31 protein-coding genes and 1 other RNA gene are annotated in these 25,486 nt (G+C 31.5%); 26 read left to right on the top strand and 6 right to left on the bottom strand.

The genetic code is table 11. The features are described from left to right. Positions 1 to 22 precede the first annotated feature (22 nt). The 7 genes from eno to ssrA all read left to right on the top strand — a co-directional run bounded on the left by eno (position 23) and on the right by ssrA (position 6,969). Positions 23 to 1,327 (top strand): surface-displayed alpha-enolase, encoded by a 1,305-nt coding sequence (gene eno / locus KA900_RS01375; RefSeq protein WP_096810655.1) that lies wholly within the window; start codon positions 23 to 25, stop codon positions 1,325 to 1,327. Positions 1,328 to 1,973: 646 nt separating this feature from the next. After that, positions 1,974 to 2,435 (top strand): hypothetical protein, encoded by a 462-nt coding sequence (locus tag KA900_RS01380; RefSeq protein ID WP_096810654.1) that lies wholly within the window; start codon positions 1,974 to 1,976, stop codon positions 2,433 to 2,435. Between the two features lie 68 nt (positions 2,436 to 2,503). Beyond that, positions 2,504 to 2,737 (top strand): preprotein translocase subunit SecG, encoded by a 234-nt coding sequence (secG, locus tag KA900_RS01385; RefSeq protein WP_019469442.1) that lies wholly within the window; start codon positions 2,504 to 2,506, stop codon positions 2,735 to 2,737. A gap of 135 nt (positions 2,738 to 2,872) precedes the next feature. Further along, the gene (locus tag KA900_RS01390) at positions 2,873 to 3,613 is read left to right on the top strand and encodes an alpha/beta hydrolase (RefSeq protein WP_096810653.1); all 741 of its coding nucleotides are present in this window, start codon (positions 2,873 to 2,875) and stop codon (positions 3,611 to 3,613) included. Positions 3,614 to 3,648: 35 nt separating this feature from the next. After that, positions 3,649 to 6,021, top strand: coding sequence for a ribonuclease R (rnr, locus tag KA900_RS01395; RefSeq protein WP_210139189.1), 2,373 nt, complete (start codon positions 3,649 to 3,651; stop codon positions 6,019 to 6,021). Between the two features lie 22 nt (positions 6,022 to 6,043). Further along, entirely contained in the window at positions 6,044 to 6,508 is a 465-nt protein-coding gene (smpB, locus tag KA900_RS01400; protein WP_096810651.1) for an SsrA-binding protein SmpB, read from the top strand. A 101-nt stretch (positions 6,509 to 6,609) separates the two neighbouring features. Then, positions 6,610 to 6,969: a transfer-messenger RNA gene (gene ssrA / locus KA900_RS01405) on the top strand. Between the two features lie 93 nt (positions 6,970 to 7,062). Here ssrA and KA900_RS01410 read toward each other — a convergent pair. Genes KA900_RS01410 through KA900_RS01420 form a run of 3 tightly spaced genes read right to left on the bottom strand, consistent with a single transcriptional unit; the run spans position 7,063 to position 9,515 of the window. Beyond that, on the bottom strand, positions 7,063 to 7,722 hold the full coding sequence (locus KA900_RS01410; RefSeq protein ID WP_002476194.1) for a hypothetical protein: 660 nt from the start codon (positions 7,720 to 7,722) through the stop codon (positions 7,063 to 7,065). Between the two features lie 8 nt (positions 7,723 to 7,730). Further along, positions 7,731 to 8,837, bottom strand: coding sequence for a site-specific integrase (locus KA900_RS01415; RefSeq protein ID WP_210139190.1), 1,107 nt, complete (start codon positions 8,835 to 8,837; stop codon positions 7,731 to 7,733). Between the two features lie 15 nt (positions 8,838 to 8,852). Further along, positions 8,853 to 9,515, bottom strand: coding sequence for a helix-turn-helix domain-containing protein (locus KA900_RS01420; protein ID WP_210139191.1), 663 nt, complete (start codon positions 9,513 to 9,515; stop codon positions 8,853 to 8,855). A 150-nt stretch (positions 9,516 to 9,665) separates the two neighbouring features. On the opposite strand from KA900_RS01420, the gene KA900_RS01425 reads away from it, so the two are divergent. From KA900_RS01425 to KA900_RS01505, 17 genes are all read left to right on the top strand, one after another. Beyond that, on the top strand, positions 9,666 to 9,887 hold the full coding sequence (locus KA900_RS01425; protein ID WP_186330654.1) for a helix-turn-helix domain-containing protein: 222 nt from the start codon (positions 9,666 to 9,668) through the stop codon (positions 9,885 to 9,887). Next, positions 9,884 to 10,102, top strand: a complete 219-nt coding sequence (locus KA900_RS01430) for a helix-turn-helix transcriptional regulator (RefSeq protein WP_210139192.1) — start codon at positions 9,884 to 9,886, stop codon at positions 10,100 to 10,102. Before KA900_RS01425 ends, KA900_RS01430 begins: the two co-directional genes overlap by 4 nt. Before the next feature lie 14 nt (positions 10,103 to 10,116). Then, entirely contained in the window at positions 10,117 to 10,296 is a 180-nt protein-coding gene (locus KA900_RS01435; RefSeq protein WP_207573010.1) for a hypothetical protein, read from the top strand. A gap of 1 nt (position 10,297) precedes the next feature. Next, positions 10,298 to 10,612 (top strand): hypothetical protein, encoded by a 315-nt coding sequence (locus tag KA900_RS01440; protein ID WP_107636885.1) that lies wholly within the window; start codon positions 10,298 to 10,300, stop codon positions 10,610 to 10,612. A gap of 58 nt (positions 10,613 to 10,670) precedes the next feature. Next, the gene (locus tag KA900_RS01445; protein ID WP_210139193.1) at positions 10,671 to 12,287 is read left to right on the top strand and encodes a phage resistance protein; all 1,617 of its coding nucleotides are present in this window, start codon (positions 10,671 to 10,673) and stop codon (positions 12,285 to 12,287) included. 165 nt (positions 12,288 to 12,452) lie between these two features. Further along, entirely contained in the window at positions 12,453 to 13,256 is an 804-nt protein-coding gene (locus tag KA900_RS01450) for a bifunctional DNA primase/polymerase (RefSeq protein ID WP_210139194.1), read from the top strand. Continuing rightward, positions 13,243 to 13,518 carry a pathogenicity island protein gene (locus KA900_RS01455; protein WP_210139195.1) on the top strand — a complete coding sequence of 92 codons (276 nt, stop codon included), beginning with the start codon at positions 13,243 to 13,245 and terminating at the stop codon, positions 13,516 to 13,518. Before KA900_RS01450 ends, KA900_RS01455 begins: the two co-directional genes overlap by 14 nt. Positions 13,519 to 13,523: 5 nt before the next feature. Then, on the top strand, positions 13,524 to 13,976 hold the full coding sequence (locus tag KA900_RS01460) for a hypothetical protein (RefSeq protein ID WP_245339139.1): 453 nt from the start codon (positions 13,524 to 13,526) through the stop codon (positions 13,974 to 13,976). A 181-nt stretch (positions 13,977 to 14,157) separates the two neighbouring features. After that, positions 14,158 to 14,796: a hypothetical protein gene (locus KA900_RS01465; RefSeq protein ID WP_210139197.1), complete on the top strand. Its 639-nt coding sequence runs from the start codon at positions 14,158 to 14,160 to the stop codon at positions 14,794 to 14,796. 12 nt (positions 14,797 to 14,808) lie between these two features. Continuing rightward, on the top strand, positions 14,809 to 15,264 hold the full coding sequence (locus tag KA900_RS01470; RefSeq protein ID WP_210139198.1) for a hypothetical protein: 456 nt from the start codon (positions 14,809 to 14,811) through the stop codon (positions 15,262 to 15,264). Between the two features lie 1,368 nt (positions 15,265 to 16,632). Next, on the top strand, positions 16,633 to 17,142 hold the full coding sequence (locus KA900_RS01475; protein WP_069805117.1) for a phage terminase small subunit P27 family: 510 nt from the start codon (positions 16,633 to 16,635) through the stop codon (positions 17,140 to 17,142). Positions 17,143 to 17,168: 26 nt separating this feature from the next. Next, positions 17,169 to 17,705 carry a pathogenicity island protein gene (locus KA900_RS01480; RefSeq protein ID WP_145373099.1) on the top strand — a complete coding sequence of 179 codons (537 nt, stop codon included), beginning with the start codon at positions 17,169 to 17,171 and terminating at the stop codon, positions 17,703 to 17,705. Beyond that, positions 17,702 to 18,016, top strand: coding sequence for a hypothetical protein (locus tag KA900_RS01485; protein WP_210139199.1), 315 nt, complete (start codon positions 17,702 to 17,704; stop codon positions 18,014 to 18,016). Before KA900_RS01480 ends, KA900_RS01485 begins: the two co-directional genes overlap by 4 nt. Continuing rightward, the gene (locus KA900_RS01490) at positions 18,013 to 18,348 is read left to right on the top strand and encodes a sigma factor-like helix-turn-helix DNA-binding protein (RefSeq protein WP_210139200.1); all 336 of its coding nucleotides are present in this window, start codon (positions 18,013 to 18,015) and stop codon (positions 18,346 to 18,348) included. The genes KA900_RS01485 and KA900_RS01490 overlap by 4 nt, the downstream gene beginning before the upstream one ends. Positions 18,349 to 18,559: 211 nt before the next feature. Next, positions 18,560 to 18,817 carry a hypothetical protein gene (locus KA900_RS01495; RefSeq protein WP_210139201.1) on the top strand — a complete coding sequence of 86 codons (258 nt, stop codon included), beginning with the start codon at positions 18,560 to 18,562 and terminating at the stop codon, positions 18,815 to 18,817. Further along, positions 18,798 to 19,196 (top strand): hypothetical protein, encoded by a 399-nt coding sequence (locus KA900_RS01500; protein WP_210139202.1) that lies wholly within the window; start codon positions 18,798 to 18,800, stop codon positions 19,194 to 19,196. Before KA900_RS01495 ends, KA900_RS01500 begins: the two co-directional genes overlap by 20 nt. Before the next feature lie 142 nt (positions 19,197 to 19,338). Further along, positions 19,339 to 19,731 carry a YolD-like family protein gene (locus KA900_RS01505; RefSeq protein ID WP_210139203.1) on the top strand — a complete coding sequence of 131 codons (393 nt, stop codon included), beginning with the start codon at positions 19,339 to 19,341 and terminating at the stop codon, positions 19,729 to 19,731. Positions 19,732 to 19,913: 182 nt separating this feature from the next. Here KA900_RS01505 and KA900_RS01510 read toward each other — a convergent pair whose 3' ends face one another. Together KA900_RS01510 and KA900_RS01515 are read right to left on the bottom strand one after the other, a co-directional pair. Beyond that, positions 19,914 to 20,441, bottom strand: a complete 528-nt coding sequence (locus KA900_RS01510; RefSeq protein ID WP_210122503.1) for a hypothetical protein — start codon at positions 20,439 to 20,441, stop codon at positions 19,914 to 19,916. Between the two features lie 36 nt (positions 20,442 to 20,477). Beyond that, on the bottom strand, positions 20,478 to 21,644 hold the full coding sequence (locus KA900_RS01515) for a hypothetical protein (RefSeq protein WP_204178013.1): 1,167 nt from the start codon (positions 21,642 to 21,644) through the stop codon (positions 20,478 to 20,480). A gap of 401 nt (positions 21,645 to 22,045) precedes the next feature. On the opposite strand from KA900_RS01515, the gene KA900_RS01520 reads away from it, so the two are divergent. Further along, positions 22,046 to 22,810: a hypothetical protein gene (locus KA900_RS01520; RefSeq protein ID WP_210139204.1), complete on the top strand. Its 765-nt coding sequence runs from the start codon at positions 22,046 to 22,048 to the stop codon at positions 22,808 to 22,810. Between the two features lie 677 nt (positions 22,811 to 23,487). Beyond that, a complete protein-coding gene (locus tag KA900_RS01525) occupies positions 23,488 to 23,958 on the top strand; it encodes a DinB family protein (protein ID WP_107643938.1) in 471 nt (156 codons plus the stop codon). Between the two features lie 361 nt (positions 23,959 to 24,319). On the opposite strand, the gene KA900_RS01530 is transcribed toward KA900_RS01525, so the two are convergent. Further along, positions 24,320 to 25,279 (bottom strand): thermonuclease family protein, encoded by a 960-nt coding sequence (locus tag KA900_RS01530; RefSeq protein ID WP_207572448.1) that lies wholly within the window; start codon positions 25,277 to 25,279, stop codon positions 24,320 to 24,322. Positions 25,280 to 25,486 lie beyond the last annotated feature (207 nt).

Consider the following 25,486-nt stretch of genomic DNA (forward strand, 5'->3'; position numbering starts at 1 on the left):
TATTAAAAAGGAGATTACAAACATGCCAATTATTACAGATGTTTACGCTCGCGAAGTCCTTGACTCACGTGGTAACCCAACAGTTGAAGTAGAAGTATTAACTGAAAGTGGCGCATTTGGTCGTACACTTGTACCATCAGGTGCGTCTACTGGTGAACACGAAGCGGTAGAATTACGTGACGGAGACAAATCACGTTATTTAGGTAAAGGTGTAACTAAAGCAGTTGAAAATGTTAACGAAATTATTGCACCAGAATTAGTTGAAGGTGAGTTTTCAGTATTAGAACAAGTTTCTATTGATAAAATGATGATTCAATTAGATGGCACTGAAAACAAAGGTAAATTAGGTGCGAACGCTATTCTTGGTGTTTCTATTGCAGTAGCTCGTGCAGCAGCTGATTTATTAGGCCAACCACTTTATAAATATTTAGGTGGATTCAACGGTAAACAATTACCAGTTCCAATGATGAACATTGTAAATGGTGGTTCTCACTCTGATGCGCCAATCGCATTCCAAGAGTTTATGATCTTGCCAGTTGGTGCTGAAACATTTAAAGAATCATTGCGTTGGGGAGCAGAAATCTTCCACAACTTAAAATCAATCCTTAAAAACCGTGGTTTAGAAACAGCAGTAGGCGACGAAGGTGGTTTCGCTCCTAAATTTGAAGGCACTGAAGATGCTGTAGAAACTATTTTAGAAGCGATTAAAGCAGTTGGCTTAGAGCCTGGTAAAGATGTATTCTTAGGTTTTGACTGTGCTTCATCAGAATTCTTTGAAGACGGCGTTTACAACTACGCTAAATTTGAAGGTGAAAATGGTTCTAAACTTACTGCAGAACAACAAGTTGACTACTTAGAAGAATTAGTTAACAAATATCCAATCATCTCAATTGAAGATGGTATGGATGAAAATGACTGGGATGGTTGGAAAGTATTAACTGATCGTATCGGTGATAAAGTTCAATTAGTCGGTGACGATTTATTCGTTACAAACACTGTTAAATTATCAGAAGGTATTGAAAAAGGTATCGGTAACTCTATCTTAATCAAAGTTAACCAAATTGGTACATTAACTGAGACATTTGATGCTATTGAAATGGCTCAAAAAGCTGGTTATACAGCAGTTGTATCCCACCGTTCTGGTGAAACTGAAGATACTACAATCTCTGATATTGCAGTGGCTACAAATGCTGGTCAAATCAAAACTGGTTCATTATCAAGAACAGATCGTATTGCTAAATACAATCAATTATTACGTATTGAAGATGAATTATTCGAAACAGGCAAATTTGACGGTATCAAATCATTTTACAACTTAGATAAATAATATTTATCTTAAATAAAGAGTTCACGCGCTAACACGCAAGTCATTTGACTTGCGTGTTTTTTAAAAGCCTCACTTCTCAAATTATTGAGTTAGTGGGGCTTATGCAATGGCAAAGCTATTGTAAACAGCGAAAGAACTTGCTCAATTGAAAATTGAGCTTAGTAGGACTTATGCAATAGCAAGGCTATTGTAACCAATGAAAGAACTTGCTCAATTTATTGAGTTAATGATATTTATGTATGAGTTTTAGCTCAAATAAATCCTTTATCCCTTTCAATCTAGTCATCTTTGCCGGGATGGGAGACGAAATCTTTTTTAATAAATTAGATTTCTGTCCCCTTCGTAGTAGAGCTTACGCAATAGTCAAGTTATTGCATAAGAGAAAAGTTTGAGTAGGGAGGAAATTAATTGTCCCTGCCAATAATCATTAATGTGGCAGTAATTTAAAGTCCCGTTCCCTTTTGTGCATACAGTTTATAGATATAAGTGGATGAATGTTTGTATCCTCAGTTTTATGTGGTATCCAAAGTAAAAAATATTACGAGTGCATATGATTTTAGTTTACTTATTTACTTAATTTGTTCATCTTTGTTAGTGAAACTGATATAATTAGTAGTGTAAATTATAGAAGGAGCATGGACTGATTATGAATGCAAAACCTGAAACAAAAGAAGTTAGAACTGGTCATTTGATTGCTTACAGTTCATTAATCATTGCGATTCTTTATGCAATACATTTATTTCTCATTTTAGACGATAGTGTAGTGAAGCAACTGTTAATAAATAGTAAACAAAAACCTTCCGAAAATGCTATTGGTGTTATAAAAAACAGTTTTCAATTTACAGGTGTTATGTATGTAATAGCCAATTTAACGGGGGTTATTGCAATTTGGAACAGGCATACATACTTGTGGTGGTTTATGTTTGCAGTATTCGCTTCACAAATTCTATATAACTTAGTTAATATCAACGCAGTTTTCGAAGCAATATTAGATGTCAAATCAATGGTGAATATCTTACCGTTAACAATAGTATTGATTATGTCATTCGTCTTAGCAGTTTACATGTTAGTCGTGTCTATCAAGCGTAAAAGTACTTTTAATAGATAGAAGTTTGCTAAACAAGTTAAACGTGTGATATAATGCGGTGCGTATATAATGAATGGAGGACAATTTTTATGCATACATTTTTCATGATCATTTTAATATTAGATTGTATTGCATTAGTGACTGTTGTATTACTCCAAGAAGGTAAAAGTAATGGACTATCAGGTGCGATAAGCGGTGGCGCCGAACAGTTATTTGGTAAACAAAAACAACGTGGCGTTGATTTATTCTTGCATAGATTAACAATTGTATTGTCTGTCATTTTCTTCTTGTTAATGTTAGGCATAAGTTATTTTGGTTTATAAGGTCCGACAATGTTAAAGTCGGGCTTTTTTATTTATAATAGTATTATCCGACTTTTTAAATGATTAAATTTAGGGAATATATTTTGAGTATGATTCATATTAAATCAATTGCTAGGACGAAAGGGTTGAACCACGATGCAAATTAAATTACCAGAGCCATTCTTTTTTGAAGAAGGCAATCGTGCTGTATTACTTTTACACGGTTTTACAGGAAATTCTTCAGATGTAAGACAATTAGGTAGATTCTTACAGAAAAAAGGTTATACATCTTACGCACCACAATATGATGGTCATGCTGCACCACCCGAAGAAATATTGCAATCAAGTCCATTTGCGTGGTATAAAGATGCGATAGACGGGTACCAATTTCTTGTGGATAAAGGATATGATGAAATCGTTGTAGCAGGTTTATCTCTAGGCGGTTGCTATGCGTTAAAAATAAGCTTAGACAGAGATGTAAAGGGTATTATAACAATGTGTACGCCTATGCATATCAAGACAGAAGGCGCAATGTTTGATGGTGTTTTAGAGTATGCCCGTAATTTTAAAAAATACGAGGGAAAAGATGAAGCTACAATTGAAAAAGAAATGGATGTATTTCACCCCACAGACACTTTAAAAGATTTACAAGAACAAATTCAAAGTGTAAGAGACCAAGTAGACGAAGTGATGGATCCTTTACTCGTTATACAAGGTGAACAAGATCAAATGATTAATACCGATTCTGCAAACATTATATACAATGAGAGCGAATCAGATGAGAAAGATATTAAATGGTATGCGAATTCAGGACATGTCATCACAATAGATAAAGAAAAAGAAACAGTTTTTGAAGATATATACCAATATTTAGAATCATTAGATTGGTCAAAATAAATTTATAGTATTTAATTATAGAAAGGAGGGGCATAATGAATTTAAAGCAATCCATTGAAGAAATTATCAAACAACCAGATTATGAACCCATGTCTGTATCTGATTTTCAAGATGCATTAGGTTTAAACAGTGCCGACTCATTTAGAGACTTAATCAAGGTGCTCGTTGAATTAGAACAAACCGGGTTAATTCAACGTACAAAGACAGATAGGTACCAACGTAAGGGATCTAAAAAATCAAAACAATCCGAATTAATTAGAGGAACATTAAGCCAAAATAAAAAGGGCTTTGCGTTTTTACGTCCAGAAGATGGTGATACAGATGATATCTTTATCCCACCAACTAAGATTAATCGTGCAATGGATGGTGACACTGTACTTGTCGAATTACAACACTCTAAGGGTGAATATAAAGGTAAACTTGAAGGAGAAGTTAAATCAATTGAGAAACACTCCGTCACTCAAGTCGTAGGTACGTATAGTGAAGCAAGACACTTTGGTTTTGTACTACCCGACGATAAACGTATCATGCAAGATGTATTTATTCCGAAAGGTCATAACCTAGGCGCTGTAGATGGACATAAAGTATTAGTACAGATTACTAAATATGCAGATGGCACAGATAATCCAGAAGGACAAGTTTCAGCTATTTTAGGCCATAAAAACGATCCAGGCGTAGATATTTTATCTATCATCTATCAACATGGTATCGAAATTGAATTTCCAGATAAAGTGTTAGAAGAAGCTGAAGCAGTACCAGATGAGATTAAACCATCTGAAATAGAAGGCCGTCGTGATTTAAGAGATGAACTAACGATTACGATTGACGGTGCAGATGCTAAAGACTTGGACGATGCAATTAGTGTGAAAAAACTAGAGAACGGTCATACACAATTAACAGTCAGCATTGCAGATGTCAGTTACTATGTAACAGAAGGCTCAGCGCTAAATGAAGAAGCATACGATCGTGCAACGAGTGTTTATTTAGTGGATCGCGTAATCCCTATGATTCCACATCGACTCAGTAACGGCATCTGTTCATTAAATCCAAATGTAGATAGATTAACATTAAGTTGCCAGATGGAGTTAGATGAACGTGGCGATGTCGTTAATCATGAAATCTTTGATAGTGTCATTCACTCAAATTATCGTATGACTTACGATGAAGTAAACGAAATTATTACAGATCAAAATAAAGAGACGCGCGATAAATATAACGAAGTGACACCAATGCTTGATTTAGCAAAAGATTTATCTGAACGCTTAATCAATATGAGAAAACGCCGCGGTGAAATAGATTTCGATATCAGTGAAGCAAAAGTACTTGTAAATGAAGAAGGTATACCTACTGATGTTGAATTAAGAGAACGTGGCGAAGGCGAACGTCTTATTGAATCATTTATGTTAGCTGCCAATGAAACAATAGCAGAACATTTTGATCGTTTAGATGTACCGTTCATATACCGTGTACACGAACAACCTAAATCAGAACGTCTACGTCAATTCTTTGATTTTATTACTAATTTTGGAATAATGATCAAAGGTACTGGCGAAGAAATTCACCCATCTACTTTACAAAAAATCCAACAAGAAGTAGAAGGTCAACCGGAACAAATGGTCATTTCTACTATGATGTTACGGTCAATGCAACAAGCACGTTATGATGATGTCAATTTAGGGCATTTTGGCTTATCTGCCGAGCACTATACACACTTTACATCGCCTATACGTAGATACCCAGATTTAATAGTTCATAGACTCATCCGTAAATATCTTGTTGATAAAACGATGGATGATAAAGAACTTAATAAATGGGAAGAACTGCTACCAGAAATCGCAGACCACACATCTCAAAGAGAACGTAGAGCGATTGAAGCGGAACGTGACACAGATGAATTGAAGAAAGCAGAATACATGGTTCAACATATTGGAGAAGAATATGAAGGTATCATTAGTTCTGTAGCTAATTTTGGTATGTTTATTGAATTGCCAAACACCATTGAGGGCATGGTACACGTATCAGACATGACGGATGACTACTATAACTTCGATGAACGTCAAATGGCAATGATAGGTGAACGACAAGCTAAAGTATTCCGCATTGGCGATCCCGTTAATATTAAAGTAGTTAATGTCGATGTAGATGAACGCATGATTGATTTTCAAATCGTCGGTATGCCGTTACCTAGAAAAGAACGTAGCCAACGACCTTCACGTGGTAAGACAATCCAAGCTAAACCACTTGGTAAGTCACTAGATAAATCCAATGACGATAAAAAAGGTAAGAAAAAACAACGTAAAGGTAAAAATCAGCGAAATAAAAACAAACAAGCTAGTGGCAATACAAAACATAAACCATTTTATAAAGATAAAAAGGTTAAAAATAAAGCTCGTAAGAAGAAAAAATAATTCAACAAAGAGGTGAAACTCAATGCCAAAGAAAAAATCACCAGGAACGTTAGCTGAAAATCGTAAAGCAAGACATGATTTTAATATTGAAGATACGGTTGAAGCGGGCATTGTGTTAAAAGGGACGGAAATCAAGTCCATTCGTCGTGGCAGTGCAAACCTTAAAGATAGCTATGCGCAAGTAAATCGTGGCGAAATATTTTTAAACAATATGCACATTGCTCCATATGAAGAAGGTAATCGATTTAACCATGACCCTCGTCGTTCACGTAAACTCCTATTACACAAACGTGAAATATTGAAATTAGGCGAACGTACAAGAGAAATTGGTTACTCAATTATCCCTTTAAAACTCTATTTAAAACACGGTCAATGTAAAGTCTTACTTGGCGTTGCAAGAGGTAAGAAAAGACATGATAAACGTCAAGCATTGAAAGAAAAAGCAATGAAACGTGATGTAGATAGAGCACTTAAAGCGCGTTATTAAGCGAAAATATTGCCAAAGACACCGATCTTTGGTAATATAATATGTGCTTTCTGAAAAAGATGTATAGTTTAAAGTCTGCAGAAAGTACATTATATTATTAGGGGGACGTTTTTGGATTCGACAGGGGTCCCCGAGCTGGTTAAGCGTGTCGGAGGGTTGTCTCCGCACCAACACACACAGTTAAAAATTAACTGACAAATCAAACAATAATTTCGCAGTAGCTGCGTAATAGCACTCTGCATCGCCTAACTGCATTTCCTATGTGCAGTTAACGCGATTCAACTTTAATAGGATACGCTAGGCACTGCCGCTTGAAGTCTGCCTAGAAGAGATTAACCAAGCTAGCACAATGTCGGCTGTCTATCACCTAACATTGTGCGAAATGCCTTGATAGACTACACACGTAGAAAGATTAGTATCAGGACCTCTGGACGCGGGTTCGAATCCCGCCGTCTCCATTATTAAGCCTGCAACCCATGTGGTTGTGGGCTTTTTATTTTTGTTGCCCCAATATTGCCCCAGATATGCCCCAGCACATAAAAAGACACCCTTATTTAGGGTGTCATTGTCTTAATATATATTTTGACATCATTAAATAAATTGAAGAAGTTATTTTTAGTATTTTTATCATTAAACGATATGGAATTTATTAATAAAAATTTATTAAGTGTGTAGTTACATAGTTCAATTTCTTTTTCAGGATTATTAAATTTAAAATCTTTATTTTGATTTTTTTCCCAATGATCAGCTAACATGTATCTGCAAAATAGTCTAATAGTTTCTTGTGAATTATTATTTAATATTAAGTCATCTTTTAATATTAAATCTTTATTAATTATTTTCTCGCAATATTTTATAATAAGTATATTCATATTATCAAAATAGTCATTATTTAGATATTCGCTTTCATTTTTATGTGTAAACCTTAAACTTGCTCTTAATTGATAAACGTCTTTGATTTTTATTTTCTTTTTACCTGCAATAGTAAATAAGGTCTTTCTCCATTCTGATTTGGAATCTAATTCATTTAATAAGGTTCTCTTATGATTATCTGTTGTGTATTTATACACTAAATAAGCAATTAACATAGGTGTTATAATTTTTAACAAATCAATATGATGACTGACAATATATGATCTGAAGTTTTTAGAAAATGCAAGTGAACCAAAGAATACTACAATTATTATCCAGTATTTATACGGAATTTTTTTCATAAATCACCTCATAAATATTTTATAATTTCTTTTTGAGTGGACGGGTACAAATGCCCATAACGTGATGTAACTTCTTCTGTAGATGAATGGCCTAATCGCTGTGCAATTATCATAGGACTAGCACCATGATTGACTAACATAGATGCGTGAGAATGCCTTAATTCATGAATAACAATACGTGGGAACGTTTCACCGTCAGGCAATGTTTCATCAAGTTTTTTAAGTGTACCAGTAAACCATCTATCAATAGCACTTTCACTAAATGCTTTAAAAAATGTGCCAAATAGTACATAATTAGATTTATAAATATTATTATCTTTATACCAAATTAAATATTCTTGTAAGTCGTCCATCATGTGAGCAGGTAAGTATATATCACGTGTGGACGCTTTCGTTTTAGGGGCTGTCACTTCACCGTGATAGTCCGTTTTGTTTATATGGATATAATCATCCTCAAAGTTTACATCGTCCCATGTGAGCGCTCTAATCTCTCCCTTACGTGCGCCACTCATGAATAATAGCTTGAAAAATACTTTTTGTTGCAAATTAGGCAGCATATTGTGAAATTGATTGAATTGTTCTAACGTCCAGTAATTTAAGCGTTTTTGCGTCTCAATTTCAAAATTACCTACTAATGATGCAACATTTTGTTTTAGATCATGATACTTCATAGCATGGTTCAATATAGACACCAAGAATACATGCATTTTCTTCAAATATTCCCCTGAATGTGCTTCCTTCATTTTCTTATTCTGAAACTTCATCACATCTTGTGTAGTCATGTTGAATACGTCCATTGATTTAAAATAAGGTACTAAATGATTATTTGCATGTGTTTTAAGTGATTTCAAACTTGATGCCTTACGACGTGCAGAATACCATTCAATATATTCTTCCACTAGCTTATCAAAAGGCAATTGATTAATTTTGCCAATACCCTCTAATTCATCCATATAAGCATTACAAGCCTTCACAGCTTCCTTACGTTGCTTATAACCAGTACGCTTAATTTCTTTTCGCTCACCAGTTTTTTCATAGTATTTGATACGGAAGTAATATGTACCACGTTTAGCATCTTTATAGATGTTGTGTGATAGTTTTAAGTCATGTTGCATGATGTTTCACCTCGATTAGGTTAAATATTCGTCATCATATATTTCACGAATAAAATTTTCTATAGAATCTGTTTTATTTAGGTACTTCATATATTCAATGAATTGAGATTTTTTTTCTATTCTTTCACTTTGATACTCTTCAATAACTTCTGGATTTTGAATACTTTTTAAAAGACTAGGGTTGTTTTTAATTGTTTTGATAATTTCTAAATTTATCATTTTATATATTTGATGTAATACATCATGTGGTAATTCTACAGTTGCAACTTTCTCACCAAAAATAGAAGTTTTAATATCATAAAAAATTTTGTTTTCAGTTTCAAACAGATAATTTAATTTGTAAAATGGTTTATCAACAATTTTCTTTTTGTTATTAAATGTATTAATTTCTAATCTACCACTAGATTTCAAATCATTAAAAAATGATGTATTTTCTTCTATATTTTCATAACTACCTGCTAATATTCTGAATTCATTTAAAAAATCTTGACTATCATTGAAATCTAATACATTAGCTATTTTTATGAGCAACTCATCATTTGGGATAACTTTGTTGTTTTCTACACGTGACAAGAATGCATGAGTCACACCTACCTTTTCACCTAATTCTTCAAGTGTAAGTGGATAACTTTTTCTAGCATTCCTTATTGCTTTACCTAATGTTCCATCTTGATTCATATAAATCACCTCAAAATGATTTTATCATAAATGTAACAAAAATAGATAACATTTTGAAATTTGTGCTTGTAATGTAACTTAAATTAGTTTATATTAAATGTATACCAAATAAATGTTACTTAAATAAGTAACAAAAAGTGAGGGGAAATTATGACAAAAACTAATATACCTGAATTGAGATATTTAATTGCAAAAAGGGGGCACAGTTTAAGAAGTTTTTCTAAAATTAGTGGCATTTCACTTTCATATCTAAGTTTGATCGTTAATAACAAAGCTACTCCAAGTCCTAAGATGGCAAAAAAAATATCGGAAAATCTAAGTGTAAGTATGGAATATTTGTTTGATTTTGAAATTAAGGAGGAAACAAAATGACAAATTTAGCATATCCCATTTTGTACATCACACGTAAGGAACATGGTCACACGCAGAAAGCAATTGCGAAGAAACTTAGTATTTCACCACAGCGCTATCAAATAAAAGAGATTGGCAAAAGTCCGTTCACACTACCAGAAGCGAAAATTTTATCTGAATTATATGAAATGCCAATCGATGATTTATTCAGTAATTCAATTTCAGTAGGACAATAGGAGGTGAATACAATATGAAATTATTCGGAACACTTATTACAGCAAGCTCATTGACATCATTTGCAGTAGGTTATGTGACGGAAGATATTTTTAATAGCCTAGCTATATATAGTCCACTAGCTATTACATCGTGGGCAATAACAGAATGGTTTAACGATAGAAAAATTAGAAAACAATTATTGGAGGAAAAATAAAATGAATTATTCAAAAAAATTAGAAGAAACAGTAGAATATGCAGATTTAGGAAATAAGATTCAATCGTGTATGGATTATCTTGCAACAGAGATTGAAGCAGTAGAACAAACTAGAGAATGGGCAATCAAAAACAATGAATTTAGGTTACAACAAGAAATTAATAATGCTTGGAAGTCACATTATGTTGCGTTATCAATTTTAAAAAGTGTTAGAGAAGATAATGAACGTATGAATGATGAAATAGTAATGATTGTTAAAAATGAGCAAGAAAAAAGCGCATCTGTACAGTCGGCAAACTCAACAGATAACGCTTAAACACAGATATTTAGTTAAATACCTAACAAGAATATAACATAAATGAAAGGATGGTTGTATGGACGAAACAACACTATATAAAAAACATTTTGAGTTTCATTCAAATTTAGATTATATCAATACAACGAGTTTATCCAGAATCAAGGAGATTAGTAAGCGAATCAATTTCGCTTCTATCTCTAGTGATAAACAAATCTTTAATAATAAAGGGAATTTATATCATCGTGAAAAAAGTGATATAGGCGATTACATTAATAATCTTACTTTAGATTATATCATAATTCCTAAAGAAATTGGAGTTATTTATGGAACGATTTACACAAAAACTACTGAAAATGATAACGGTGAAGAAGAAAAGAAATCTACATTTAAAGCAGATGTATTCAACAATTACGCAAGATTTATAGCTGATCTCATATCAGATAAAGTGATTTATTCAGATGAATTAGATGCATTTTTAATAGTAAAAAGTAACACGTATGAAGTGATAGACGATACGAATTTTGCACTAAATTATCCGGTCGATAATAAGCATCAGATAAACGACTTTTTGGAAGTGATGCTTGAAATGTACCGTGAACACTTAAATGTAGAACATGGTTACAATATCCTTCCATATACCATTGCTGGTAATGATTGGATATACGATTGCAGAAACTTAGAGTTTAAGAAAAAATCACTCAATTCAGATGAATTATACGCTAAAAAATATGATGTTAATGCATCAGCGATTGATACAAATACACCTAAAAAATTCTATGATCTAGTTACAGAAAATGATAAAAGTAAAAATAATTTAATGTTAATGCACGCTTACACAATGTATCGCAAGATGAATCTTATACAAGCTGAAAAATGGTTCCTTATGAAAGATTTTGGCCGTTCTGGTAAAGGGTTGATAATGACTACATTTGATGCACTTTTACAAGTTAATAAAGTGAATTTTGACAGTTTAATTTCAGGTGGATTTGAAGCATCTAATGAATGGATGAATTTTTACGGTGCAGATATTGCACATGCGAATGAAACTGGTGAAATCACAAAAGTAATGATGCGCATATTGAGAAAAATTGCTACTGGTGAAGTTATTTCTGGTCGTGGGATAGGCAGAAATGCATTCACATTTAAAAATAACGCAGTATTAATTCTTGATACAAATGAAAGTGTGGACACAGGGGAGATTACAGCGAATACGACACGTACAATTAAGATTTCACTTAAAGATAGACCCCTTAACGAAACAGACGAAGAACGTTATCAAATATTTAAGCCTTATTGGGATTTTGTGCAACCGAATGGTAAAAAATCAGTAGCAGCCGCAGTTTCATTCTTGATTACAAGCTTAGAGTATCTGAAAGTAATTGGTCGAGAATTTAATTTTAATGATGTAACACTTAAACATTATTTTAGCGAAGATGAATTGACGGAAACTCAAGTTTCTTTATTGAAAGCATTATCTAGGCAAAATTTTATATTTGCTGGGGATGAAACGTTACAAAAGCTAATTGAACAAGATTATAACAGTTTACGATACAAGCAAGCTAAGGGTGATATGAAAAAGATTGGGGTTAGTATAAATAATCAAAAATGGATAGATGGTGTTAATACTAGAGTGCATAATGTTGGGAATGCAGAATTATTTAATATGGCACTAGAATTAATTTCCGAAGATTAAGAGTTAGTATAACTCTTGCTAACTCTTATCATAACTCTTGAAACGTTGTAATAACAGCCACTAACTCTTTTAACTCTAATTTCTATAGCGTTTTTTATAAATACAAATATGGTTTACTACTATAGAAAAAATAAGCGTTACAAGGGTTAGTAAAGGAGGCATTCAATGACAGGTTATCATGTAGCAAAATATTTATTAAAAAAGAATATTCAAGTTATACCTTTGAATCAGCATAAAAAACCTAGTGTTACTTTTGCAGATATAGATGTTACCGATGATTTCATTGAATATCATTCAAGTTTGTATCATCAAACGCATGTACTGGGTGTGCTTACACGTGGCGTGTGGTGTATCGATATTGATGTAGATCATAGTAAAGATAAAAACGGTTTTGAAAGTTTAAAGATGATTCCTTTTTATAAAGAGATTGTTGCCAATGCACAAAATACATTGGTACAAACAACGCCTAGTGATGGAAAGCACATAATATTCAAGAAACGTGATGACGTTGAATACGGTCAAAAAATAGACTACTTACCATCAGTAGATATAAAGGCACATGATAACAACTATTTTGTGTTAGCAAATAGTCAAACAAAAAAAGGAATTTATAAACACAATAAAAAAGATGTAACAGAATATAATGGAGAATTTGAAAATCGCATTTTTTCTAAACGTGGTAATTATACCCAACAAGTGTTAGAGCCATATTCTATGAAACAAGTGCTATCAGACCACAGTTTTGACCATTTAGGTGCTGGCAAAGGTGGATTAGGTAAACAAGCATATCAACGTATTGTAAATGGTGAAAGCGAATATAGGAATGATGATTTATATAAAGCAGCAAGTTATGCGAAGCAATGTAACATCGACATTGAACCGTTGCGTATATTGATTGGGGATAATAAAAATGGTGACGTTTTCGATGAGAGAAGTTGGGAGGCTACTGTAAGAAGTGCAGGCTACTAATATTGAAATAAATTATGATAAACAAGCTGAAAAAATAGGGTTAATTGTTGGCATACCAGAAGAAATGTATTTTTGTTCAATAAGTAAAATATCGGCAGTCTATGTTGAATACATTGATAAAAAATGGGTGGTATGGCGTGAAAGTTATGTACCTAATACTAATAGACGTACCAGTTATAAATTGATTGCTCATGGTGGTTTTGAATTAGTAATGGCACGTACTAAAGATTACTTGGGATATATTAAAAAGAATAGAGGATGAAGAAAATGAGCTATAAGAAATCATTCAAATTAAATAATAAGAAACTCCACTTTAATGACATTAAGAATTTAGAAATTGCTAACAAACCCATTTGTCACATTTATAAAACACAGGGCAAGTATCACTATTTAGAAATAGACTTTATAACATGTGATTGGTGTTTGTCGAGTTTAGGACAGGCAACGCTGCAATCAAGGTTAAATACTGAATCAATTTTCTTGTGGTTAAGAGGGTACAATTTGAAACTCAACTATAACAGTGTAGGGCATATGACAATATATTTACGTGGTGATCATTTAGCGATTAATTATTTACTAGATGAAATTAATAAACTCACTGCAGATGCTAAATATTGGCAGAAATACAGAGATGGTAAACGTATGTTAGAAATTGATAGAAATAGTCACTATGTTATGCCGACACACCATATTAAAGGTAATACACAGAAAATAATTTAAGGGAGTGTTTCCATGAATCACAAACGGATAGCACATCAGATTCTAGCGCGTTTACCTACCCATGTGAACAATGTATCTGTTAGGTATATTGATTCACTGGTAAGGCAATATGCTAGAAATAAGAAAGACTTTAGTACAATAAAGCGAATAATAAATCAAAAAAGAAAGAAGGCATTTAATTATGGTAAAAACAGTACAAGACAATACAATCAATATCTTTGATAATCAAATTTATGATAAGGGTGTTAAGGCAAAAGAGGTTAAGCAGAAGTACCAACAGCTAACAAATCGTATTAAACAGCTTAATAGTAAAATTACACATTATCAAAATAATGATGAATTTGCAGAAGCAACAAAATTAAAAATTCTACAATCAGATTTAGAACAAGAATTAATCGAAGTCGACGAACAACTTAACTCATCAGATTATAAAGTAACTGAAGAAGAATTTGACCAGTTCTACAAGGCATACAACAAAGAAATGACAGGATTTAAGGATGAACATCAAAAACTAGCGAAAGAGATGCAGGATAAACTGCAAGATGTTGTGAAAGTGTATCGTAAAATGATTGAGAATAAAAATGAGGCTGGTCGTCGTATATCTCGTGAACGTTATGTTAAGCAAGAGAAAAATAATCCTGGTAACATTCACAACCAGTATAAAGGCCAAATGTTAGCCCACGAAATTAATTTAGGTGATGGTGATAAATACAATGAACAAACAACGCCACGTGGTTATGCATGGAAAGTCGAACAAGCATTAGATGCCGTTTCTCGTGATGAGTTCCAACAATATCATTATGGCAAGAAACAATGGTAAGGATGTGAGTATATGCTAACAACAATCAAACAATCAGATAATAACGTTAAATATAATAAGCAAAAGAATCGAATTACAGTACAAGCACTTATAACTGATAAACCTGTAGAAATGGGAACGACCAAAACAGTAGATCCTAACTATCAGACATTTAAACCATATGAGTTAGATAACAATGTATTTCAAGCATTAAAAGACAATGACAAGCTATGTGTGATGTTAGACAACAATAAGGATAGTAATATCCTAGCATCGATACATCGTGGCAATTTAACAGTGGTAGTTAATAAAGGACTGTATGGACTGTCTATAGAAGTGGATGACAAACCAATTATGCAAGAATTTATAAAGTTAGTGCAGCATAACAAAGTTAAGAGTGTACAAATCTATACAGATGAAGTTACATCGATGAATAAGCTCATTGAAAAGATTGGTAAAATAAAAGCAATTTCTATTAATACTAGGTAATGTAAAGTGGTATTATGACAGCGTTCATGGTATAATATAGATATTAAAGATATACTAAATCTTTAATGTTGAGCGCTCAGTATTAAAGTCTAAATTAGCCATTGGGCATTTAACTCCTTGTTATTTTCATTTGTTCCTAGTTCTTCTGTACGTTGGTTTAGGCCATCACTATTAATTGGTGGTGGTCTTTTCTTATAAGTAGTGGGTGTGATGAAAGTATGGGTAGAATGAATGTGGCTGATATATAAGGAGATGCCAATATATTAAAGGTATAGTTGCAGAGGGACTACACAATAAAGGATACATTGAATAAGCAACCTATGTTAAAGGTCAGACTATTGAACACAGAGTTTATAAGGTCATTACATTAAGTGATCAAACTCATTGTGTAAAGAGTTTCATTTGTTTGTTGTGATTGTTCATTGATAATAAAAGAGAAGAAACAAAATGTAATTTAAATTGATTCAATCAATTAACTTAAATCATTTGTTCTTATTTAATTAACATTAATTGTTTGTTGATGTTCTTCTGTTTAGTTTCATTGTTGATTAACTTCAGAAGATTAATGATTTCTATATGTTGATTCAATTCATTTGTGAAGTTCATTCATCAAATCAAAAAGTAAATGTTAAAGACAAAAGTAAATTGAGATTTGAATTACAAAAATGTTTGTGAGAATAAATTTAAAAAGCAAATCGAAAACTAAATTAATATTCTGATTTCAAATAATAAAAATAAATATTAATTATTGTTATTAGATTAGATGATAAGTAACAACAATATGAGAAGCACAAACGAGTTACTAATCGTTATGACTAAGCGTGAATGGTTTGCTTATATACAATGGTGTTTGTAGCCATTTAGAGAGCGATAGAGGGCATGTATAGATGATTATATATTAAGTATTACAAGCTGATATATAGTGCGTGAAAGCTGCTTAAATAGATAGATTAAGAGCGAAGTTTTTAGCGATAAATATAATTGAATAAAGTAAGTGTGAATTAAATACTATGAATAAATTTAATGGGATAGATAATTTAATCGGGCAGTGAAAATAATACTGGAGATTATAAAAAAGAAAATGAAATTTGAAAAAAATAATTTCTAATTTTAAAGGGGGGCGTTGAATTTGCGCCCAGCCTTTTTGAAAACGAATTAAACGAGCCCGCCTTATCCGTAACCGAATCTTGAAATGAAAAGCTAAAATTGTGTAAAAATTCACAATATCAATAGATAAAATAGCCTAATTTAAGCCGTTTATGGCCTAATATCCGACTATTAAGCCTTTCAATGCACTATAAGACGTTTGTCAGAGCTTAATATGAATTATTGTTTCAATACATATAATACTAATAGGAGATGATATGGATGTCACAAAGAAAATTATTATCACAACAGAAAGCATACCGTACAAAAGATGTACAAGACCAAAGAAAAGCTACTGAAGAAGCAATGAATAATCTTACTAAATTAGCACCAGAAGCACCTGATTGGCTTGATTCAGAAGCTACAAAGGAATGGTACAGAATTTATCCACTACTTAATGAGTTGCCTGTAGCGAGCTTAGATTTGGCGTTAGTATCAACGTATTGTCAAGCCTATTCTGATTACATCAACGCCAATAAACGATTAGAAAATGAAGATTCGGTAGTTGTGACTGAAAGAGGGTCAAAACTTAATCCTAATCATACAATCAAACGTGATGCATTATCACAGTTAAATAGTATTGCGCCTAAGTTAGGACTTACAGTTGAATCTCGGCTTAAAATCATGGAACCGAAACCTAAGCAACAATATGATCCATTCAGTGAATTTTTTGAAGATGGTAAAAAACCACAATCGGTATATGAAGAGTTTGGTATGGATAATAACGATTAAATAATAAAGTGCTAGGGAGGCCTGCAATGATTTTAAAAAGAAGTAAAAATGTGCTTTGGTATTATGAAGAACCTAAGATTACCGAATACGAGCTTTTAACACAATACTCCCCAATGATGATTAACAGTAAGATTCGTACCATACAAGAACAGATTAATACCATGTATGACTTAAATATGAGCCATATGTGCTGCGATGAAGTAGAGGGTGTGACCACTGTGTCTTATCCTTTAGAGAAATTAGTATTGTGGATCATAGAACAAAAAGATGAACTCGATCGCTTTAAACGTAATAGCACTAAGAAACTGAATCTGTTAAAGAAAATCATTCATAGATACACACCTAGAGAGCAAAAAGAAGTCATGAGATATTTCCAATCAAATGGCAGTGAGAAGCCACACAAGACGATTGATAAGCTACAGGAAGATTTGTATAAAGTCCATCATCATAAGCGTGTAGAACGCAATAAACAGCGTCAAAAAGAAAGTGAAGTCATATATCAAAACTTTTTAACTGAAACAAAAGCTTCATTAAATCAAGAACATGAGGAGTTAGTAATATGACTGATGTAGACTATCCTATATTAGAACGTTACATGCGCAATTATCACATAATGGTAGACACTTATAAGAATGAATCTCACAATATGGACGAACTTCAATATATGAACCTAGAATCGATTGTGAAGGGTATTACAGAGGTATACAACAATAGCCAAGTAAAAGTGCAACAGATTATTAAATTGTCATGGTGGGACGATAAAAACTATACAGACAACGTTATAGCTGATGTGATAGGTATAAGTGAATTGACGTTAAGACATACGAAAGAAGTTATATTAAAGCGTGTGGCAAAGGCAGTAGATTATGTATGAAGTATGATAAAAAGACAGTTAAGGCGTTTATACTGAATTACTACAAGACGACGAATAATCATAATGAGTGTGATGAAGATACAACGTTGGATGACTTCTTTAGTGTGAATAATCAAGTGGAAACAGTCCCTATAGACGATAATCATATTGAAGATAGCATATTTTATAATGAGCTAGAAATGTTAGTGGAACAAGTGGCCACAGATAAGGAGTTTTGCATATTTTGGCTTTTAGCAGAAGGCAAGACTTATCAAGAAATAGGCCGTATATTTGAAGTATCTGCAGAAAGAGTTAGGCAAATATTGGATAATGTATTAGATAAGTTGGGATGATAAATAAGGGTAGGCACTTAGGTGCTTGCCCTATTTTTTTATGTTATAATTTATTTACATGTATAAGGCCTTTCTCAAATTTTTTTATATCCACTACCCACACATGTCACTGGGTGGTTATTTTTTATGTTCGCTTTTATGTTCTGTCTATTCATTTTTAAATAAGTTGTGTAATATATACTTAATTATATTAAAAAAAGGAGAAAAGAAAATGGAATACAGAGAAGTTGAGCAAAATGAAATTATTTCGGAAGATGTATTTTACGCAAATTCAATGAGTTTTAATATTAACGAAGATGAACTTGTTTTAACTTTTGAAAGAAGAATACCAGGTGTGAAAGATGCTAGTCAAACTATTGTTGTAAATTCTAAAGCTATGTTAGCGTTAAGAGATGGTATGGATGGTTTAATAAAATTTTATAATGAAAACTTTGATAATGAGTTAGCCAATGACAACAGCAAAAACTAACGTAATAGATTTTACTAACAATACTAAAACAAAACATGGTATAATATTTACAACAGAAAGGTTTGTGCGGCAAAGTAGAAAAGAAGTTGCATCTGGCGACTATTATGGCGGTGATATTATGAATAATGATTATGTTACTAGCAATGAATTCAAAGAATTTAAAAATCATATAGATACAAGATTTAATAATGTAGATCAGAGTATAGTAAATACAAAAGAAGTTTTAACAACAGAAATAAAAAATGCAACTCTAGCACTTAAAGATGAAATTAATAAAGAAAAAATTACTGATTCTAGGTTTAAAAAAGGTATTGCTATCCCATCTATTTTAAGTGGAATATCTATAATAGTGTCAATAATATTAGCTATCTTTTTCTAACACTCACCAACTGGTGGGTGTTTTTATGTTATAATAAAGTAGTCATCTTGGTGGATGAGATTAAACCACATCTTAAATGGTGTGGTTATTTTTTATTTACATACACGAACATATGTTCTATTATATTTATTGAGGTGATACTATGATGCCAGATAAATATAAAAATGAAACAGACTATCGTAAAATACCACGTGAATATCTTAATCCACGCATACCACAAGGACGTGGCATGGTTAAATGGCAACCATTCAAGACTATGCCTGAACAGTATGAGAGGTTAGAGCAATACATACTAGACCAAAATAAAATTGAGAGACCTATATTAAGTGAAGATCAATTAAACGAGTTAAATGATACATTAGTATATAAGATGTTTCATGATCCATCACTTACAGTCAGCTATTATAAAGATGGTTACATTGAAAATGTAGAGGGTATCATTCACAAGGTGGGTGACTTAGAGGAATGCTTATACATCCATGTAGAAGATGAGTTAAGAAAAATTAGCTTGATGAATATTGTAGACATAAAATAACCTGCACTGTACTTAGTGCAGGTCTCAGAGATATACTCATAAATCAATATAAAGGTAGTTAAGTAGTGGCTATTTGTTATATAACCATAGTGTGTCATCATAAACATTACTTTAACAAATTTTATAAGTTGTTTTCGTTCCTTAAAGATAAAATATATAGGGAGTAGGACGATTCTATAAAGTTATCTGAAATATGAATTAAGCATAAATCCGTCAGCCTTTTCTTCCATTTCATCTGGTAAAGTGTAAACGCTATCTTTATCAATTTCTTTTATAGCATCATAAGTCCATCTGGAAGTCATTGCATATTGTTTTTCATCTGGTGGAGAAACATATACATCAACTGTAGAAAAATCTAATTTTGTTTTTTTAACTGCATATAATGTGTCAGCTGTATTTGCTTTCATGGCTTGTACTGTAGATTTTTTGGACATGGCAGATGGCACTTCAATAGTGATGTGTATTTCATCATTTTCATTAACAAAATCTAATTCTTTAAGTGTAACTGACTCTTTTTCAATGTTCTTTTTTAATTTCTCTGTATCACTTAAAGGCTTTTTGTCTTTTTTATTTTTTTGTTCATCATTTTTCTTACTATCTTTACTTGATGATTTAGATTCTTTCTTATCTTCCGACTTACTTTCCTCTTTATTTCCACATGCAGTCAAAACTAAAAAGCTTGCTAATAATAAAAATAAAACCTTTTTCATTTATTTCACTCCAAATTATAAATTTTGCATTAATAGTTACTCTTGCTCTCCATTCTCATCATATTTTGTAACATTTCCATTTTCATCAACAATATATGAGCCAGCTAATTCACCATGTTTATCTGTAAAAGAGAACCCCCATTCGTCATCTTCAGTTTTTTCGGGTTCCTTATAAGTATAGATTTCAGTATCAAGAGGTTCACCTTCATACTCTTCTACATAATCTATTACATTATTTCTAGTAACTTTTTCTTCACTATTTGAATCATCACTAGGTTCTTCAATCGAATCAGATTCACTAGAAAGATCAGTATCATCTATTTCTGAATCTGTCTCAGCACCAACTACTCCGTTTCTTAAATCAATCATATAATTGTATTCAGTAGTTGATACCATCTTGTTCACTTCATCATAATGTAGAAATCTAGGAGCTTTTTCATTAAAATCTTTGACTATAGCATTATATTGCCTTTTAGACATATCAGGTTCTTCATGTACTAGATTCTTATTAACTTTTTTTCTATAATCCTTATTTGATAATTCTTTAGTTTGGCTACTATTTAAGTTATCTTTGAATTCAGAAATACCTACACCCAAACCATCAGCTAACTGAGTTATGTCTACTTCTTGTTGAAGAGATAGAATATCAGTAACACCTTCATTACCTTTAGCACCTAAATACTCTTTTTTGTAATCTATATCGAAATCTTCATAATCCATTTGAATGCTTTCAAATACAGTTAATAATGAATAAACAGCATCAGCATTCGCTAAATCATAAGCATCTTCTAATTCAGGGTTATTTTTTTTGAATTTTTCTAGCTCAGAAGTACGTTCTGCATAAATCATCATAGAATCTGCTGTTTTATATGCATAATCTCCAATTTCTTTATTCACTTTATCTAAATGCTTTGTGTTATCACGATATTTTTTAATCTCTTTTTGAAGTGCTTTAATATCCTTTTCATTAATCTCACTGTCATCGTCACTAATATCATCCGATATGCCTTCATTTATTCCTTTACCTGCTTCAGCTAATATTTCACCTAATTTCTTGGTTTCTTTTTTGTACTTTTCTTCTTGTTTTTCGGCGGATAAATTTGAAGTTTCTTGTTTGCTACTAGTTGATTCTGAATTACTATCATTCCCACATGCAGCTAATACTAAGAAACTTGATAATAATAAAAATAAAATTTTTTTCATTTATACATCTCCTTAAAGATAATTTAATAAGTTAATTGTAATACACTTAAAAATAAATAGTGATAACAAAAAGTTATGGTTAAAATTATTTAGTAATAAAAAACTTATAGTTCATTTGAAATCAAAAGCAATTATAGAACATCAAACGAACAACTATACGTTAATTCATTTCTCGATGCAGCACAGAGTGAATGTCAGAATTTCACATTAAGTCATTAAATGTATATTGAGTGGTTGACATTTTGTGATAAAAGCTATTACTTAAAATTGAGTAACAGCTGTTAGTCTGAAATGACTAATAGCAAGTAAACCTTAAGTAGTAAATTTAATATAAAACTCAGCTTGTATTAGATTGATTTTTAGATAATAATTAAACTAATTGAAATCATTAGGAGGATATTATGAAAGATAAAAAATTTATTATTATGGTAGGTTCAATTTTAGGAATAGTATTCTTCTTGTTTTTTATATTTGGTGTGGCAACAGTTTTTAATGCTTCGTTAAATAGTGAAACAAAAGATAGTTTGAATTTGTCTATTTCACTATTTGGATTACTGACAACATTTGGTGGTTCTTTATTAGGTGCATTAATTGCAGGATTATTCACACTGAAATCCATTGAAAAAGATCGTCATAATAAAAAAATAGAGAGAATATTAGATTTACAAGTTAACTTATTATTTAATGCTGATAGCCTTTTAAAAATGTTCTATAAAATATTCAAGTATAAAGGATTTGATACACAAAAAGCCAAAAATAGATTAAAAGAATACGACAATAAATCAATAACAACTAGCACATTCGAAAAAGTATTTAATGATTTAGAAACGGAGAAGTTAAAAAATAAAATTGAATTTAAGGAAGAATTTGAAAGTGTGAAAAATTATATTATTTTATTAGAAAGTCAGGCAAGTTATTTTTCAAATTTAATGGTTCAAAAGAATGAAGTGAAAGATAAAACTTACTATATAAACCTATTGTTTAAGCTTAAGCAATTACTGAAAAAGATAGAAGAATATAAAAGTGTAGAAAATAATGAGGAATATTTAATTATAAATACTAATTCAAAAAAGGTTATTATGCATTGTTTTTATTTGCATTATACATTGAACGATGAAGTATCAAATAAAGATATTAATGATTTGTTAAATCAGTTAGAGGATTAAATTTTTGGAGGACTAATTAAGGGAGTTAGAATACAAAACATATCAAGAACATAGCTCTTGTGTGGTTCAGGAGATGTTGTTGAACGAACTAGTGGATGTTAAGGGTGTTTGGTTTTAATTGGCATTATATTTACTATGATATGTGCATTTGGAATGGTAACTTCGGGAGGGTTTGTAAAAGATCCAGTTAGTTCTATAATGGCTTTTATTATTCTAACTCTTGTTATACTATTCTTCATATTTTTGTTTATCAAATTTGGGCATTCATTATACTGTAAGTCATGTGAATTGCATTTCAAACCTAACAAAAAATAGGCATCTCACGCATACGGAATGAATGCGTATATGTTGCCCCAAAAATATGTTGTTTTTGCAATTTTAACATTTTACACTAACCTAGTAAGGCAATGTAAACATTGATACGACAATGCTTATAGCGAATTTTAAATGTATACATAAACGCTTTAATGAACTCCCGCCGTCTCCATTACAGAGCTCTCAGCCCAAGTGGTTGAGAGTTTTTTTATTGCCATGGTATTAACACAGATTTGCCTTGCTTATAAAAAAGTACGTTACAAATTTGTAGTTATTACTTTGTGATAAATAAACATAAATGATATTGTTTTAACCCTAGAATGGATTTAATATCAAATATTTCAAATGAGGAGTTATAAAAAATGATTAAAGAGCAAATCCAAGCTTCATATAATTTATTAAAAAAGCATATAAGAGACATAGATGAGGAAATAGCTACTTATCAACCAAACGTTGCTAATAATAATATCAAATGGCAATTAGGTCATTTAATTTTATTGAATGATTTTTTAGTATTTGAAACTATTAATGGGGAAAATGTTTTAGATCAAACGCCTGCAAAATATTTTTTGTGGGGAACATCACCAAAAGATTTTGATGGTTATGAACCTTCTTTTACCGAACTAAAAAAATTATTAGATGAACAACTTGATAGAATTCTTAATGCTTTAGAAAAACAATTAAAGAAAGATAGAAATGAACCAATTGTACTTAAAGATGTAGACGTTTATATGGAAAATTTTAATCAATCTATACATTTTGCTATTATTCATACTAATCGACACTTTGGTCAAATTGTATTATTAAAATCTATGATTAATAAATTAAATTAAAAACCACTGCCCAACATTAGGCAGTGGCTATAAACATTTTATAATTTTTTGCATATTCAGGTACAAATGACTATATTGTGAATTTACTTCATCAATAAAAATGGTCTAATCTGTGCGTGATTATGATAAGGTTAACGCTTGGTGTTAATTCTATAATCAATCTTCACGTACGCTATTTATAAAATCAAATTCAATCTTTTCATCGATGCTCATCAGTTCTTATAGACGCCTTGCTCAAATCTAAAATAAATTTAAACGCCTAACTTTCATTACACCTATTTATCATTTTTAATAAAAAGTCTAATTTTTGCAATTCTGAAACAGATAAAAAATAGGACATCATCACGATGCCCTTTGAAAATTAACTCACTTCACATGCATAGCCATCTTTATCTCTATCGTGTTTTGACTCATATGCAGGATGATCTTGTGGAACGCCTTCTGGATAAACCTGACGTAGCGCTGTACAATTTGGGAAAGTTGTAGTATTTTCAGTTGTTGAATTGGTATTATCTTCGGTGTCGTCATTAAAATTATTACTTGAAGTAGGGTCGGAATTAGAATTGTTTTCTGTCTTTGCTTGATTTTGAGTATTGTTTTGTTCTTCAAATGCAGAATTTAAACTCCAAATGCCTATTTTTTCTGATTTTGCTTGTTCTTGTGAATTTTCTAACTCTGTCAAATATCTAGTATTTGGAGGGTAAACGTAAGCTACTTTTGCTAAACCTTCTCTTACTAATATATTATTTAACATGTCTCCATCTACATATATGTAAGCTAAATTTCTTCCGTATTTATCTTGCTTTTCTCCAACATCAAATTCTACTTCTATTTTTTCAGCATTATTTAGTAACTCTGCGGTTCTATCTGAGGCTTCTTGGCCAAATGGTTGCTTGCCTACGCTTGGGTGTTTAGTTTCAGGTGTGTCAATTAGTAAAAATCTAAAAGATGCTTTGGTTTCTTCATATATAAATTTAGCAGTATCACCATCAACAGTAGAGGCTAATTCAACTGGTATCTTATCCGTAGTGCCCGGTTTAGGTTTGTTTTCTTTTTTGTCTTCACTTTTCTGTTGATCATTTTTCGTTTCAGATTGATCTTCATCATTTGAAGATTTTAAAGTTGTTTTATCTTCAGATTCTTTAGAGTTTTCTTTTTTAGTAATTTCTTTTTGTTTGTTTTCTTCTTTATTCTCTCCTTTTTCAGCTTCTTTTGATGATGATTGGTTTTCCTTCTTATCTTCTGATTTACTTTGTTCGTTATCACCACATGCAGATAAAACCAAAAAACTTGCTAATAATAAAAATAGTAATTTTTTCATATGTGTCTCCTCTAAATTATATTTGTATAAAATTATTGTACTATACTAAAAAATAATTAGTAAGAATAATTATAATATTATTTGAAATGTTAATTATTTATAGTCAATTAGAATTATGGTATGTATATTATTATTGTAAAGTGTTCATCAATTAATCAATCGTTTTTAACTTTTAGAGGCGATATTTTTATAGATATGTGTTATATT

Origin of the sequence: Staphylococcus sp. GDY8P120P, from assembly GCF_017892065.1 — a bacterium.
GTDB lineage: Bacteria > Bacillota > Bacilli > Staphylococcales > Staphylococcaceae > Staphylococcus > Staphylococcus nepalensis.